The sequence below is a fragment of the Pseudomonas sp. WS 5410 genome (genome assembly GCF_012985645.1).
GTDB lineage: Bacteria > Pseudomonadota > Gammaproteobacteria > Pseudomonadales > Pseudomonadaceae > Aquipseudomonas > Aquipseudomonas shahriarae.
Genome location: NZ_JAAQWS010000023.1, coordinates 69,560 through 82,865, shown reverse-complemented (window position 1 = coordinate 82,865; position 13,306 = coordinate 69,560). Strand labels below are relative to the sequence as shown.

General features: G+C 61.6%; 13 protein-coding genes. All 13 read right to left on the bottom strand.

Features of this window, described 5'->3' with window-relative positions; genetic code table 11:
• Positions 1-300: 300 nt before the first annotated feature.
• The 13 genes from fliJ to HBO24_RS25500 all read right to left on the bottom strand — a co-directional run bounded on the left by fliJ (position 301) and on the right by HBO24_RS25500 (position 13,235).
• Positions 301-750 carry a flagellar export protein FliJ gene (gene fliJ, locus HBO24_RS25560; RefSeq protein ID WP_057444567.1) on the bottom strand — a complete coding sequence of 150 codons (450 nt, stop codon included), beginning with the start codon at positions 748-750 and terminating at the stop codon, positions 301-303.
• A 6-nt stretch (positions 751-756) separates the two neighbouring features.
• Positions 757-2,115 carry a flagellar protein export ATPase FliI gene (gene fliI / locus HBO24_RS25555; protein ID WP_057438806.1) on the bottom strand — a complete coding sequence of 453 codons (1,359 nt, stop codon included), beginning with the start codon at positions 2,113-2,115 and terminating at the stop codon, positions 757-759.
• The gene (fliH, locus tag HBO24_RS25550) at positions 2,105-2,869 is read right to left on the bottom strand and encodes a flagellar assembly protein FliH (protein WP_057438805.1); all 765 of its coding nucleotides are present in this window, start codon (positions 2,867-2,869) and stop codon (positions 2,105-2,107) included. Before fliH ends, fliI begins: the two co-directional genes overlap by 11 nt.
• Before the next feature lie 10 nt (positions 2,870-2,879).
• A complete protein-coding gene (gene fliG / locus HBO24_RS25545) occupies positions 2,880-3,899 on the bottom strand; it encodes a flagellar motor switch protein FliG (protein WP_057438804.1) in 1,020 nt (339 codons plus the stop codon).
• Positions 3,892-5,667, bottom strand: a complete 1,776-nt coding sequence (gene fliF / locus HBO24_RS25540; protein WP_115127660.1) for a flagellar basal-body MS-ring/collar protein FliF — start codon at positions 5,665-5,667, stop codon at positions 3,892-3,894. The genes fliG and fliF overlap by 8 nt, the downstream gene beginning before the upstream one ends.
• 16 nt (positions 5,668-5,683) lie before the next feature.
• The gene (gene fliE, locus HBO24_RS25535; RefSeq protein ID WP_057438803.1) at positions 5,684-6,013 is read right to left on the bottom strand and encodes a flagellar hook-basal body complex protein FliE; all 330 of its coding nucleotides are present in this window, start codon (positions 6,011-6,013) and stop codon (positions 5,684-5,686) included.
• Between the two features lie 131 nt (positions 6,014-6,144).
• Positions 6,145-7,524 (bottom strand): sigma-54 dependent transcriptional regulator, encoded by a 1,380-nt coding sequence (locus tag HBO24_RS25530; RefSeq protein WP_057960245.1) that lies wholly within the window; start codon positions 7,522-7,524, stop codon positions 6,145-6,147.
• Between the two features lie 105 nt (positions 7,525-7,629).
• Positions 7,630-8,841, bottom strand: a complete 1,212-nt coding sequence (locus HBO24_RS25525) for an ATP-binding protein (protein ID WP_057438801.1) — start codon at positions 8,839-8,841, stop codon at positions 7,630-7,632.
• Between the two features lie 110 nt (positions 8,842-8,951).
• Positions 8,952-10,427 (bottom strand): sigma-54 dependent transcriptional regulator, encoded by a 1,476-nt coding sequence (locus HBO24_RS25520; RefSeq protein ID WP_057960246.1) that lies wholly within the window; start codon positions 10,425-10,427, stop codon positions 8,952-8,954.
• A 173-nt stretch (positions 10,428-10,600) separates the two neighbouring features.
• Entirely contained in the window at positions 10,601-10,897 is a 297-nt protein-coding gene (locus HBO24_RS25515) for a flagellar assembly protein FliT (RefSeq protein ID WP_057438799.1), read from the bottom strand.
• Positions 10,898-10,922: 25 nt separating this feature from the next.
• Positions 10,923-11,312, bottom strand: a complete 390-nt coding sequence (gene fliS / locus HBO24_RS25510) for a flagellar export chaperone FliS (protein WP_115127658.1) — start codon at positions 11,310-11,312, stop codon at positions 10,923-10,925.
• 127 nt (positions 11,313-11,439) lie between these two features.
• A complete protein-coding gene (fliD, locus tag HBO24_RS25505; protein WP_115127657.1) occupies positions 11,440-12,807 on the bottom strand; it encodes a flagellar filament capping protein FliD in 1,368 nt (455 codons plus the stop codon).
• An 83-nt stretch (positions 12,808-12,890) separates the two neighbouring features.
• Complete coding sequence (locus HBO24_RS25500; RefSeq protein WP_170060572.1) at positions 12,891-13,235, bottom strand: flagellar protein FlaG; 345 nt, start codon at positions 13,233-13,235, stop codon at positions 12,891-12,893.
• Positions 13,236-13,306 lie beyond the last annotated feature (71 nt).

Here is a 13,306-nt window from a genome sequence, read left to right as displayed (position 1 = left end):
AGTGCGCAGTGGGTACCCCGGCATGGATGCCGGGGTAGCCGCGACACGGCCATGGATGGCCGATCGCGGCGGGCCCACGGAGCAATGCCTGACTGCGGGCATGCCGAGCCTAGGCGAGGCACCGAGTGGTGGGGCAAGAGCGTTTTGCTTACTTTGGCGCTTCTCCAAAGTGAGCCGCCGTAAGGGCGGAACCCTAAGCTGCCGTGACCGCAGCAATGGATATGCACACATCCCCAACAACCAAAAAAGAGCAGTTGTGTAGACACTCATAGCTATCGCAATTTTTGCCTACCGACGCGGCTAGTACTGATCCTGGCGCGGCAGGCGCTGGGACAGTTCATCGAGCAACTTCTGCTCGCGCTTGTCCTCCAGGGCCCGCGCCTCATCGATGTAACGCTGCACCAGCTTGCGCAAGCCCTCGACCCGGGCGTAGGCCTGTTGCCAGCCTTCGCGGGCTTTGTCGAGGTTGTTCTGGTGCCAGGCCAGGCTCTGGCGCTGCTGGCCGACGGCGCTTTCCAACTGGTTGAGAAAGTGCTGATAGTTCATCAGCCACTGCCCGGAAACGCCCTTGCTGCCGCGGTCAATCCACTGCTGCTGGTATTCGCCGCGAAAGCGCTCCAGGTCACCGAGCTTGCTCTCGGCCAGGCGCACCTGGCCCTGGAAATGCCCCAGGCGCTGGGCGGCGGTACGTTCGGCGCTTTCGGCCATCTCCACCACGGGAGCAAGGCGCGCGGCGCGACTGGTTGCCATGGCCGGTTAACCGCCAGGCGCAGGGGCGAACACCGACGCCAGGTGCGCTTCGCTTTCGGCCATGCTGATATTGTCGTTCAGGCCCTGGCGCAGGTAGGTCACCAGTTGCGGTTGCAGGGCAATCGCCAGGTCGGTCTCACGGTCGCCACCGGCCACATAGGCCCCCACGCTGATCAGGTCGCGGCTCTGTTGGTAGCGCGACCACAACTGCTTGAACTGCTGGGCGCGGGTCATATGCTCGGCGCTGACCACCGACGGCATCACCCGGCTGATGGACGCTTCGATATCAATGGCCGGGTAGTGCCCTTCCTCGGCCAGGCGCCGGGACAGCACGATATGCCCGTCGAGCACGCCCCGCGCCGAGTCGGCAATCGGGTCCTGCTGGTCATCGCCTTCAGAGAGTACGGTGTAGAACGCCGTGATCGAACCACCACCGGCCTCGGCATTACCCGCCCGCTCCACCAGCTTGGGCAACTTGGCAAATACCGACGGCGGATAGCCCTTGGTTGCTGGCGGCTCGCCAATGGCCAGGGCGATTTCCCGCTGGGCCTGGGCGAAACGGGTGAGGGAGTCCATCAGCAACAGGACATTCTTGCCCTTGTCGCGAAAATATTCGGCAATCCGCGTGCAGTACATAGCCGCGCGCAGACGCATCAGCGGCGCATCGTCCGCCGGCGAGGCCACCACGACCGAGCGCTTGAGACCCTCTTCACCGAGGATATGCTCGATGAACTCCTTGACCTCACGGCCCCGCTCGCCGATCAGGCCGACCACGATAATGTCGGCCTCGGTAAAGCGCGTCATCATGCCCAGCAGCACACTCTTGCCCACACCGGTACCGGCGAACAGGCCCAGGCGCTGGCCGCGACCAACCGTCAATAAACCGTTGATACAGCGAATACCCACGTCCAGCGGCTGGCTGATGGGGTTGCGCTTGAGCGGGTTGATGGTCGGGCCGTCCATCGGCACCCAGTCTTCGGCCTTCATCCCGCCCTTGCCGTCAAGGGCGCGGCCGGCGCCGTCGAGTACCCGGCCGAGCATGCTCATGCCCATCGGCAGGCGCCCGGTATCGGCCAGTGGCACGACCCGCGCCCCCGGTGCGATACCGGCAAGACTGCCCACAGGCATCAGGAATATCTTGCTGCCGGAAAAGCCCATGACTTCCGCTTCCACCTGCACCGGGTGGTAGCTGTCATCGTTGATCACCAGGCAGCGGCTGCCCATGGCGGCGCGCAGGCCCTCGGCTTCGAGGGTCAGGCCGACCATGCGCAGCAGGCGGCCCTCTAGGATCGGTTGGCCGGGCAACTCGGTGGCTTCGGCATAAGCGCCCAGGCGTTTGGCGAAGCTGGTGCGGTCAAGGCGCATCCGGGGCGTCCAGGTCGATGCTCAGGTCGGGCGCCGCCGGATGCAGCACCTGCTCGTGCAACTGGTCGAACAGCTTGGCCATGATCTGCGCAATGCGCGTCTCGACCGTAGCGTCGATCCGACTGTGCTCGGTCTCGACCCGGCAACCGCCAGGCTGCAACGCGGCATCCTCGACAATCCGCCAAGTCTCCTCATGGCGCTCGCGCAAGGCTTTGACCTGCTCGAAATCCTGGGGGTTGATGTACAGCCGCACATTGCCAACGCCCAGGGGCAGCAACTTGAGGGCTTCGCGCATCACGCTTTCAATCTGGCTGGAGTCCAGCACCAGCTCACGCTGGATAACCTGGCGGGAGATGTGCTCCACCAGGCCCACCATGGACTTTTCCAACTGCGAATCCTGCTCGGCAATCGGCGCGAACAGGCTGCCCATCAGGCGTTCCAGGCTGGCCAGCTTGGCACTCAGGGCCGCGTCAGCTTCCTGGCGGACCTTGAGCGTGGTGCTGTGAAACCCTTCTTTCTCGCCGGTGGCAAAGCCTTCGTTGTAAGCCTCCTGGCGGATGCTTTCGAGTTCTTCGAGGGTCAGTGGCTGGACTTCGTCCAGGGGCACTTCTTCCATCTCCACCGGCACTTCTTCGACCGGCTCAGGCTCGGGCTCAGGCTTATGCGGGTCGAAGCTGGGCAGCGACCAGACGTCGAACCCGCCGACGTCCCGGGCGCGAATCAGATCGCTGGGCGTCTCATCATTGTTCGACATGCGCTGCGCCTTAAATCATTTCTTCGCCGCCCTTCCCGCCGAGAACGATTTCTCCGGCTTCGGCCATACGGCGGGCAATGGTGAGGATTTCTTTCTGTGCGGTTTCCACGTCGCTGACGCGCACCGGACCCTTGGCTTCGAGGTCGTCGCGCAACAGTTCCGAGGCACGCTTGGACATGTTCTTGAAGATCTTTTCCTTGACGCCCTCGTCCGAGCCCTTGAGGGCCAGCACCAGCACATCGGAGGACACTTCACGCAGCAACGCCTGGATGCCACGGTCGTCGACATCGGACAGGTTGTTGAACACGAACATGAGGTCTTCGATCTGCACCGACAGGGTGTCGTCGATCTCGCGGATCGAGTCCATCAACTGGCCTTCCACCGAGCTGTCGAGGAAGTTCATGATGTCGGCCGCGCGCTTGATACCACCCAGGGTGGTACGGGCCGCGTTGGAGTTGCCGGAGAACTGCTTCTCCAGAATGGTGTTCAGTTCTTTCAAGGCCGCCGGTTGCACGGTATTCAACGACGAGACGCGCAGGATGATGTCCAGGCGCACCTTGTGATCGAAATGGCCGAGCACTTCGCCGGCCTGGTCCGGGTCCAGGTAGGCCACGACGATCGCCTGGATCTGCGGGTGCTCGTAACGGATCACGTCCGCCACCGCCCGCGGTTCCATCCACTTGAGGCTGTCGAGGCCGCTGGTGTTGCCGCCCAGCAGGATGCGGTCGATCAGGCCGTTGGCTTTGTCTTCGCCCAGGGCCGAGGTGAGCATCTTGCGGATATAGCTGTCGGAGCCGACACCCAGGCTGGTCTGGTCGCCGACGATCTCGACGAACTCGCTCATCACCTGCTCGACTTGCTCGCGGTGCACATTGCGCATCTGCGCCATGGCCACGCCGACCCGTTGCACTTCCTTGGGGCCCATATGGCGCAGCACTTGGGCAGCGTCGGTCTCACCCAGGGACAGCAGCAGCACGGCGGCTTTGTCGACCCGGGTCAGCTTGGCAACAGAGGCTCGATTCTCACTCATCTGCGTTGATCCACTCTTTCACGACCTGGGCCACACGACCCGGGTCTTCTGCCACCAGACTTTTGATTGCATTCAACTGCGCGTCATACCCTTCACTCGGGCTTGGCAGCAGAATGCTCTGCGGCCCGCCGAGGCTGACGCGGTCGTTGGCCAGTTCGCCATCCAGGCCGCCCATGCCACCCAACTCGACATCGCCGAACGGCGCCAGCTGCTTCTTGCCGTGGCCGGTGATGTTGTTGAGCACAGGGCGCAGCACGCCGAACACCAGCACCAGGATGAACAACACCCCCAGCACTTGTTTGACGATGTCCCAGAACCAGGGTTGAGAGTAGAACGGAATATCGGCGATCACCTCAGCGCGCTCCAGGGAGAACGGCATGTTGATCACGCTGACACTGTCGCCACGGCTGGCATCGAAGCCCACGGCGTCCTGCACCAGGCGCGTGAAGCGCGCCAATTCATCGGCGGTCCACGGCGCGCGGGTGGTTTCGCCGTTGGCGGCGTTGATCTTGACCTGGTCATCCACCACCACCGACACCGACAGGCGGTTCAAGCGCCCTTGCTGTTGCTTGGTGTGGCTGATGGAGCGGTCCAGCTCGAAGTTCTTGGTGGACTGCTGACGCTTGTCAGCCGGGTATGGCGCGAGCATTGGCTGGCCGGTGGCCGGGTCCATGATTTGCTGGCCGTTGGCGTCCAACAGCGGCTGGCCGGGCTGGATCGCGCTGGCGGTCGCGGCGGCGCCACCGGTGGTTTGCGGGGCACTGGCCGGGGCTGGCGGCTGATTGCTCAGGGCGCCGGGTACGCCTTGCGGAGGACCATTGGCGGCAGTGCGCTGTTCGCTGGTCGATTGCTCGCTGCGCAGGGCCGGCTGGTCGGGGTTGAACTGCTCGGAGGTCGACTCGACAGCGCTGAAGTCCACGTCGGCAGACACTTCGGCCTTGTAGCGGTCGTTACCCAGTACCGGCTGCAGGATGTTGTGCACGCGCTGGGTGAGCATGCTTTCCATGCGGCGGCTGTAGTCGAACTGCTTGCCGGCCATGGTCAGCGCGGAGTTTTCCGCCTGGTCGGAAAGCAGGTTGCCTTTCTGGTCGACCACGGTGATCTGTGATTTGCTCAACTCGGGAACGCTGGTCGCCACCAGATTGACGATAGCCAGGACCTGGCCCGGTTCCAGGGAGCGCCCGGCAAACAGCTCGACCAGTACCGAGGCGCTGGGCTTGCGCTCATCGCGTACGAATACCGAGCTTTTCGGGATGGCCAGGTGCACACGGGCACCCTTGACGTTATTCAGGCTGGCGATGGTGCGCGCCAGTTCGCCTTCCAGGCCACGACGGTAGCGGGTGGCTTCCATGAACTGGCTGGTACCCAGGCCCTGGTCTTTGTCGAGGATCTCAAAGCCGATGTTGCCATCGGTCGGTGCCACGCCTGCGCCGGCCAGCTTCAAGCGGGCACGGGCGACGTCGTCGGCCTTGACCAGCAAGGCGCCGGAGTTGGGCTCGACGGTGTAGGCAATATCGGAGGCGGCCAGGGTTTCCATGACCTGCTTGGCGTCCATCCCCGCCAGGCTGCCATAGAGTGGCCGGTAATCAGGCTGCTGGGACCACAACACCACGGCAAAACCAATTGCCACGCTGGCAGCCAGGCCGACCATCAGGCCCACCTGACGCAACATGGTCATTTCGGAGAGGTTTTCCAGGAACGACAGGCCAAACAGCGGCGGTTTGCCGTCTGTCTTGGCGGGTACGTTATCCACGACTGCTTCTGCCATGACTTAAATCTCGTCCTTAAACCGGCATCTGCATGATGTCTTGATAAGCCTGAACCAGCTTGTTACGCACCTGGGTCAAGGCCTGGAAGGAAACGCTGGCTTTCTGCGAAGCGATCATCACGTCGGTGAGGTCCACGCCGCTCTTGCCGATTTCAAAGGCCGTCGACAGTTGGCTGGAGGCCTGCTGGGTATCGCTGACTTTGTTGATGGCTTGACCGAGCATATCGGCAAAGCTGCTTTGGCCCAATTCCGGCGCTTGTGCGACGGATTTCGGCTGGGACATGGCGTCCATTTGCATGGAACGCATATCCAACATCAACCGATTGAACTCAACACCTTGGCTCATGAACTTCTCTCTCCGACGACCCGCAATTTTTTGACACTACGCAGCGGTTAGTACGGGTAGTAGCAACAAGGGTGCCAGCTCCTTGGCAACTCGTAAGAAAAGCCGACAAACCTTGTCAGCTGATGTGTATCTCAGCTCGCGAAAAGGAATGCTTCCACATCCATCCCGGCATCGCGCATTTGCGCCAGCTTGTAGCGCAGGGTGCGCGGGCTGATGCCCAGGCGCTCGGCCGCTTCTTTGCGGCGGCCACGCTCGGCGCGCAGGGTGTCGATGATCATCTGGAATTCACGGCGACGCAGGTCGTCGCCAAGACCGCCAGCGGCCTCGGCCGGGGCGCTTTCCTGCGGGGCCGGGGCCAGGCTCGGCATTGGCGCGCTACCGGCGCCGACGGCCAGGCAGAAGTCCTGGGGCTGGATCAGACCGCCCTGCTGCAAAATCAGCGCGCGCTGGATCGCGTTGTCCAGCTCGCGCACGTTGCCGGGCCATGGGTAACTGATCAGGCAAGCCTGGGCTTCAGCCGACAGGCGCGCCTGGGCGTGCTTCATTTTATTGACGTGCTTGCTCAACAGGCGCTCGGCTAGCGGCACGATATCGGCCGGGCGTTCACGCAACGGGCGCCAGGCCAACGGGAACACCGAGAGCCGATAGAACAGATCTTCCCGGAAGCGCCCTGCTGCCACTTCGCCAGCAAGGTCGCGGTTGGTGGTGGCGACCACGCGGATATCCAGCTGGATCGGCTTGCGCGCGCCCACCCGCTCCACTTCGCGCTCTTGCAGCACGCGCAGCAGCTTGGCTTGCAGGCCCAGGGGCATTTCGGAGATTTCGTCGAGCAGGATGGTGCCGCCATCGGCCTGCTCGAACTTGCCGGCCTGGGCGGCGATGGCGCCGGTGAACGAGCCTTTTTCATGGCCGAACAAGGTGGCTTCGAGCATGTTGTCGGGGATCGCCGCGCAGTTGATCGCGATAAACGGCTGGCTGGCGCGGTGAGATTGCTGATGGATGTAGCGCGCCAACACTTCCTTGCCGGTGCCGGACTCGCCGGAGATCAGCACCGTGGAATCACTGCGGGCGACCTTGGCCGCCAGCTCCAGCAATTGCGCACTGGCCGGCTCGACAGCAATCGGGCCCTCGCCGTCTGCCACACCCACGACGCCAAGCGCATGGCGCGCCACCAGCTCAATCAGGGCCTTGGGCTCGAAGGGTTTGACCAGGTAGTCTGCCGCGCCCTGGCGCATGGCATCGACGGCGCGCTCCACCGCGCCGTGGGCGGTCATCAACAGCACCGGCAGTTGCGGCTGGCGTGCACGCAGCAGGCCGAGCAACTGGTGGCCGTCCATGCCGGGCATGTTGACGTCGCTGACCACCAGGCTGAAGGACTCTTGCTCCACGGCCTGCAAGGCTTCCTCGGCCGAACCGACCGCCCGATAGTCATGGCCCGCCAACAGCAGCGTGTCAGCCAGTGCTTCACGCAGGGCGCGATCGTCTTCAACCAGTAAAACCTTGATAGCCATTTATCCTTACTCCCATCCTTTCCAAGGTTTTTGAAAAGGCAGCTGCATTTGGTGCCCCGTGGTGAGGGGGGCAAGCCCCCTCACCACAGGTCGTATGCGTGTTCTTTACTCCGCGCTGGCCGCGCCGGAAAACAGCGGCAGCGTTATCAATGCACAGGTGCCGCGCCCCACACGGGAACGCAAGTGCAATTCTCCCTGATGGGCACGGGCCACTGCCTTGACCACGGTCAGCCCGAGGCCGGTGCCATTGGTCTTGGTGGTAAAAAAGGGTTCACCCAGGCGCTGCAACACCGCCGGATCAATCCCACTGCCGCTGTCGCTGATGCACAGGCGCAGGGTTTGCTCGCGGCTGTACAGGTGCACTTTGAGGCGCGCCCCCGGGCCGCTGGCCTGGCTGGCGTTTTCGATCAGGTTGAGCAGCGCGCCCACCAGGGTGTCGCGGTTGCACAGCAACTCGCCCCAATGACTGTCGCACTGCCAGCGCACCGAGGCTTCCTGGACATGGGTGGCAGCGGCAGCCTGCAGCGCCTGCAGCAAGGCGGCGGGCGTGACCCGGTCGGTCAGAGGCAACTCGCCCCGGGCGAAGACCAGCATGTCGCGTACCTGATGCTCCAACTCATGCAGGCGCTCCTTGAGCCGTCCGGCAAACCGCTGATGGGTGGCAGCCGGCAATTGCTCATCAGTCAAATGACTGGCGTAGATCAACGCGGCGGACAGCGGTGTGCGAATCTGATGCGCCAAAGAAGCAACCATCCGCCCCAGGGACGACAGGCGCTCATGGCGCGCCAATTGGTCTTGGAGGTGCCGGGTTTCCGTCAGGTCGTTGAGCAGCACCAACTGGCCGGGCTCAGCGTCCAGGGAACGGGTGGCGATGGACAGGCGGCGCCCATCCTTGAGGGAAATTTCGTGGCCGTCGTCTTCACGGGGGGCAAAGCAGCGGGTGATGACATGGCGCCACAGCTCGCCTTCCAGCGGCAGGCCCAGCAGGTCGCAGGCCGCGGGGTTGGCTTCGCGTACGCGGCCCTGGTCGTCGATCACGATCACGCCACCGGGCAACAGGTCGAGGAGGTTTTGCAGACGGTTGGCCAGGCGCTCTTTCTCGGCCAGCTCTTGCATGCGCTGGGCACTGACCACCGCCAGCTCGCCCTTGAGCTCCGAAACCCGGGCTTCCAGCAGGCTGTAGGAGTCCGTCAACTGGCTGGACATCTGGCTGAACAGCGAAAACGCCTGCTCAAGCCCTTGCCGGCTGATCTGCTCTACGGACGGGACAAGTCCCTGGGTGTCAGGGACTGAAGAAAGGTGGGCGGCGTGGGGCATCGTGCTCTCTCGCTTGGCTGACCGTCAGTTAAACGGAACGTTGCGAGTGCTATAGCAATACCCGTGCCGGAAAAAATATCCTTATTTTTCAGAAGGTTAAAAAACAGGCGTCAATCATCCGCCTGTTCATCACCTTCACGACGACTCATGCCGTACTTACGCATCTTCTCCACCAGCGTGGTGCGGCGGATGCGCAGGCGCTCGGCGGCGCGGGCAACGATGCCGTTGGCGTCGTCCAGGGCTTGCTGGATCAGCCCTTGTTCGAGGCTGCCGAGGTAGTCCTTCAGGTCCAGGCCTTCGGGCGGCAGCATGGCGGTGGCGCCGAAGTTCGGGGTATGGCCATTGATCGCCACCCGCTCCTCGAGATCACTGCGCAGGCTGTCCACCAGCTGTTCGTCTTCGTCATCGACGTAGCGGAACTTCTTGGGCAGCTCGACCACGCCGATCACCCCGTATGGATGCATGATTGCCATGCGCTCCACCAGGTTGGCCAGCTCGCGCACGTTGCCCGGCCAGCCGTGGCGGCACAGGGACATGATCGCGGCGGAGTTGAAACGGATCGAGCCGCGCTTTTCGTGCTCCATGCGCGAGATCAGTTCGTTCATCAGCAACGGGATGTCTTCCACACGCTCGCGCAGCGGGGCCATCTCGATGGGGAATACGTTGAGGCGGTAGTACAGGTCTTCGCGGAAGCTGCCGACCTCGATCATGCTCTCGAGGTTCTTGTGCGTCGCGGCAATGATGCGCACATCGACGCTCTGGGTCTTGTTGCTGCCCACGCGCTCGAAGGTGCGCTCCTGCAACACGCGCAGCAGCTTGACCTGCATCGGCAATGGCATATCGCCGATTTCGTCGAGGAACAGGGTGCCGCCGTTGGCCAGCTCAAAACGCCCGGCACGGCTGGTAATCGCCCCGGTAAAGGCGCCCTTCTCGTGGCCGAACAGTTCGCTTTCGAGCAGTTCTGCCGGGATCGCCCCGCAGTTGACTGGCACAAAAGGTCCGTCGCGGCGCTTGGAGTGGTAATGCAGGTTACGTGCGACCACTTCCTTGCCGGTGCCTGACTCGCCGAGGATCAGCACGCTGGCGTCGGTATCGGCCACTTGCTGCATCATCTGGCGCACGTGCTGAATCGCACGGCTGGTGCCGACCAGGCTGCGGAACAGGTTGGGTTCGCGGTGACGTCCGCGCTCGCGGGCCTGGTCGTACATCTCGCGATAGACCTGGGCACGGTGCAGGGAGTCGAGCAATTTGCTGTAGCTGGGGGGCATTTCCAGGGTGGAAAGTACACGGCGGCGCTGGTCTTCCGGCAAATCCACGGAAGAAATATCGCCCATCAGCAACACCGGAAGGAACTCATCCCAGGTTGAGAGTGTCTTTAACAGGCCCAGAACTGCACCAGGAGCGTTTACCGTCCCGATCAGCACACAGATGACTTCACGGCTCGACGACAAAGAGCTGACAGCCTGCTGCCAATCATGGCTGCCGCAGGGCAAATTTTCTTCGCCAAGAAAATTCAAAATCACCGCCAGGTCGCGGCGGCGAACGCTATCGTCATCGATCAGCAGAATTTTGGTTTCACGCCACATGCAATAGCAACTTCCCTAGTAAAACTCTAATGCCCTCGAATCGGGGCAATCTAGATAGCTGTAGGCGTTTTCTGCGCTACGGATACCTGACGTCTGAAAATAGCACTAGTTAAGTCAAAATTATGCGAACAGTCAAATTTATGACGCGCCATGTTCGGATTAACTGAGCCAGATCAGCCGAACAGATGGTAAACCTTTGACGCATTTTTCGCTTGGTTGATCTGCGACATCTCTTCAAATATCGCCTGGCGCTCGCCGGTCGTCACCTCCAGCAACTGCTGGTAGACCGCTAACAGGCTCTCCAGCTTCTCCCGCAGCGCGTCCTCGTCCACCGGCGCTTCGCTGAGCACCTCGTCGATCCAGACACGGCAGCCCATGTCCAATTCGCTGATCGCATCCCAATTGCGCTCTGCCAGCGCGCCAACCAAGGCGTCGCGGGTTTCGTCGATCCGTTGCAGTGCGTGGCTCATGCTGTGTTCCTCAAGGCCGACGGCCCTATTGTGGCGCGATGGCATCCCAGCCTTCTTTGACAGTGATCAGCAAACGTGCAACTTCGTCGATAATTTCCGGATCGCTGCTGGCATTTGCTTGAAGCAGGCGCGAATTCATATAGTCATACAGACTCGCCAGGCGCTGGATTGCAGCGGGGTCTTCGGCCTTGTCTTCATCCAGGCCTTGACGCAGGCCAGTAATAATATCGATAGCCTTGGTGAGCAGCAGGCACTTTTGCGGGGTATCACCACGAGCCATCGCACCCTTCGCCTGGGCAAGACGCTCCAGCCCACCTTCCAGCAGCATCTGGATCAGGCGATGAGGGCTAGCCTCGGACACCTGGGCATGGGAATTGACCTTCTGGTATTGGCGAAGGGCTCTCATAGGGTTCATGTTGTTGCCTCGTTACAGGTCACAGTCAAATAGGTTTACTTAACCAGTTTTTCGACTGCGCCAGGGAAAACTTTAATTCATGACCCGGTGCCAGGCCCCTCTTTCAGGGCCCCTGGCGCGCCGTTTATCAACTCGACTTCGGATTGTTCAACGAGTTGAGGGTAGTCATGATGCTGGAGCTGCGGGAGTTGATCTGCGCGATCATCGTGTCCATGGCCGTGTACTTGGCCGACAGGGACTTCTGCAAGGCTTCCATGCGGCGATCCAGGTCGGCCTTTTCGGTGGTCAGGTCAGTCAGCTTGGTGTTGAGATCCGTCGCACGAGTCGCCAGGGTGCCGGTGGCGCCTACGTAACTGGCAGTCGCCTTGCTCATGCGCGTGATCAAACCCGTATCGCCGGTGAACATTTTGGCGATATCCCCTGCGCCCTTGACCACAGCCTTGTCCCACGTCTTGTCATCAAGGCTCAGCAAACCGGTTTTCTGGTCAGTGGTGATCCCCATCTGGGCCAGGCTGCCGATGCCGCCCGCACCGGAACCATTCGTCAGCTCGGAGCGCAAACTGGACACCAACTGACGCATCGAGGCATCACCGGTCAAGGCGCCCGCCGTGGTGGTAGACGTATCGCCTGTCGCGGTGACCTTGGTCTGGGTGTTGATGGCGGTCATCAGCGCGTTATAGGCGGTAACGAACGACTGCACCGAGGTCTTCAGCGTGTCGGTGTTGCTGGCCACCGTGATGGTGATGGGCTTTTTATCACCGTCGGCGGCCACCAGATCCAGGGTCACACCACTAATAGCGGCGGTCACTTTGTTACTGGTGGACTCCATGGCAATGCCGTCGATGGAGTACTTGGCATTTTGCGCGGGACTGCCAGCATTGTAACCCGTCGCCAGCTCGGAATCACCGCTAAGGGTAATGTCGGTCCCTACGCCACTGGTCGAGGAGCCGATTACCAGGCGTGCGCCGTTGGCATCACTCAAGACGTTGGCGCTTATACCTTGGGCAGACAATTGGGTATTGATGGACTCGCGCACCTGCTGCAGGGTCGCTCCACCGGGAACCACCACGTCATAACTTTTACCCGACTGGGTAATAGTCAAAGTCTGGTTGTCATCACTGTTGTTGGCCTTGCCCGATGCCCCCCCCTCGAACACTTTACTGGTCACTTTCGAGGACGTTGCCAGGTCGGTCACCAGCACGGTGTACTTGCCACTGGAGGCACCCTCACCCAGGGTGACCTTGACGTTTTTTTCTTCGGAGGTCGTAGCGGCCAGACCATTGAAGGAGGCGACGTTGTTCAACTTGGTGATTGCCGCCTGGTAGGCTTCCAGCGCCGTTTTCACCGAGCCCACAGCCGACAGCTTGACGGTTGTCTCCTTCTGCTGGGCGGTGATCTGCGCCTCTTTGGGCGCGCGTTCGGCCCCCACCAACGCCTTGACGATGGCTTGGGTGTCGTAGCCCGAACCTGGGCCGGAAATCGTTGAACTAGCCATTTGCTACTCTCCTTGTCCTGCGGTTGCCGCTTTTTTGGCGTATGAACGCCCAAGCAGCAATCAGAAACATGTTTCGTGCCAACTCAAGCCTTTGTATCAAACAACAGGCTGCTGGCATCGCTCAGGTTCTGCGCCAGCTTCAACGCAGTCTCCGATGGAATCTGTCGGATCACCTCACCACTGTCGGTAGCGATCACCTTGACCACTACTTTGCCGGTGGAGTCATCGATGGAAAAATCCAGGTTGCGCTGTGAAGCCTGCACAAACTCACGCATATCGGTTACAGCTTTTTCCAGTGCCACGCGCTGCGGCTCTTCGGCGGGCTCGGTATCGGCCTGCGGGACAGGCTTGGCCTGTGTTGCAGTCGCGGCACGAGCCTGGGTGGTAGCAGCCGGGTAAGACGCGTTCAGCTTGATGCTCATGTCCATGTCATCACCTCCAAACTGAAAAAACGGAAGGGCACGTTAGCACCCCCCCGTTGATTAACCGCTAGCCGATA

What these genes read in the sequence shown, in the direction of transcription:
- fliI (WP_057438806.1), bottom strand. Translation starts at nt 2,115, where the DNA reads ATGCGCCTTGACCGCACCAGCTTCGCCAAACGCCTGGGCGCTTATGCC.
- HBO24_RS25530 (WP_057960245.1), bottom strand. Translation starts at nt 7,524, where the DNA reads ATGGCTATCAAGGTTTTACTGGTTGAAGACGATCGCGCCCTGCGTGAA.
- fliF (WP_115127660.1), bottom strand. Translation starts at nt 5,667, where the DNA reads ATGGCAGAAGCAGTCGTGGATAACGTACCCGCCAAGACAGACGGCAAA.
- fliG (WP_057438804.1), bottom strand. Translation starts at nt 3,899, where the DNA reads ATGAGTGAGAATCGAGCCTCTGTTGCCAAGCTGACCCGGGTCGACAAA.
- fliJ (WP_057444567.1), bottom strand. Translation starts at nt 750, where the DNA reads ATGGCAACCAGTCGCGCCGCGCGCCTTGCTCCCGTGGTGGAGATGGCC.
- HBO24_RS25500 (WP_170060572.1), bottom strand. Translation starts at nt 13,235, where the DNA reads ATGGACATGAGCATCAAGCTGAACGCGTCTTACCCGGCTGCTACCACC.
- HBO24_RS25525 (WP_057438801.1), bottom strand. Translation starts at nt 8,841, where the DNA reads ATGCCCCACGCCGCCCACCTTTCTTCAGTCCCTGACACCCAGGGACTT.
- HBO24_RS25520 (WP_057960246.1), bottom strand. Translation starts at nt 10,427, where the DNA reads ATGTGGCGTGAAACCAAAATTCTGCTGATCGATGACGATAGCGTTCGC.
- fliS (WP_115127658.1), bottom strand. Translation starts at nt 11,312, where the DNA reads ATGAACCCTATGAGAGCCCTTCGCCAATACCAGAAGGTCAATTCCCAT.
- HBO24_RS25515 (WP_057438799.1), bottom strand. Translation starts at nt 10,897, where the DNA reads ATGAGCCACGCACTGCAACGGATCGACGAAACCCGCGACGCCTTGGTT.
- fliH (WP_057438805.1), bottom strand. Translation starts at nt 2,869, where the DNA reads ATGTCGAACAATGATGAGACGCCCAGCGATCTGATTCGCGCCCGGGAC.
- fliD (WP_115127657.1), bottom strand. Translation starts at nt 12,807, where the DNA reads ATGGCTAGTTCAACGATTTCCGGCCCAGGTTCGGGCTACGACACCCAA.
- fliE (WP_057438803.1), bottom strand. Translation starts at nt 6,013, where the DNA reads ATGAGCCAAGGTGTTGAGTTCAATCGGTTGATGTTGGATATGCGTTCC.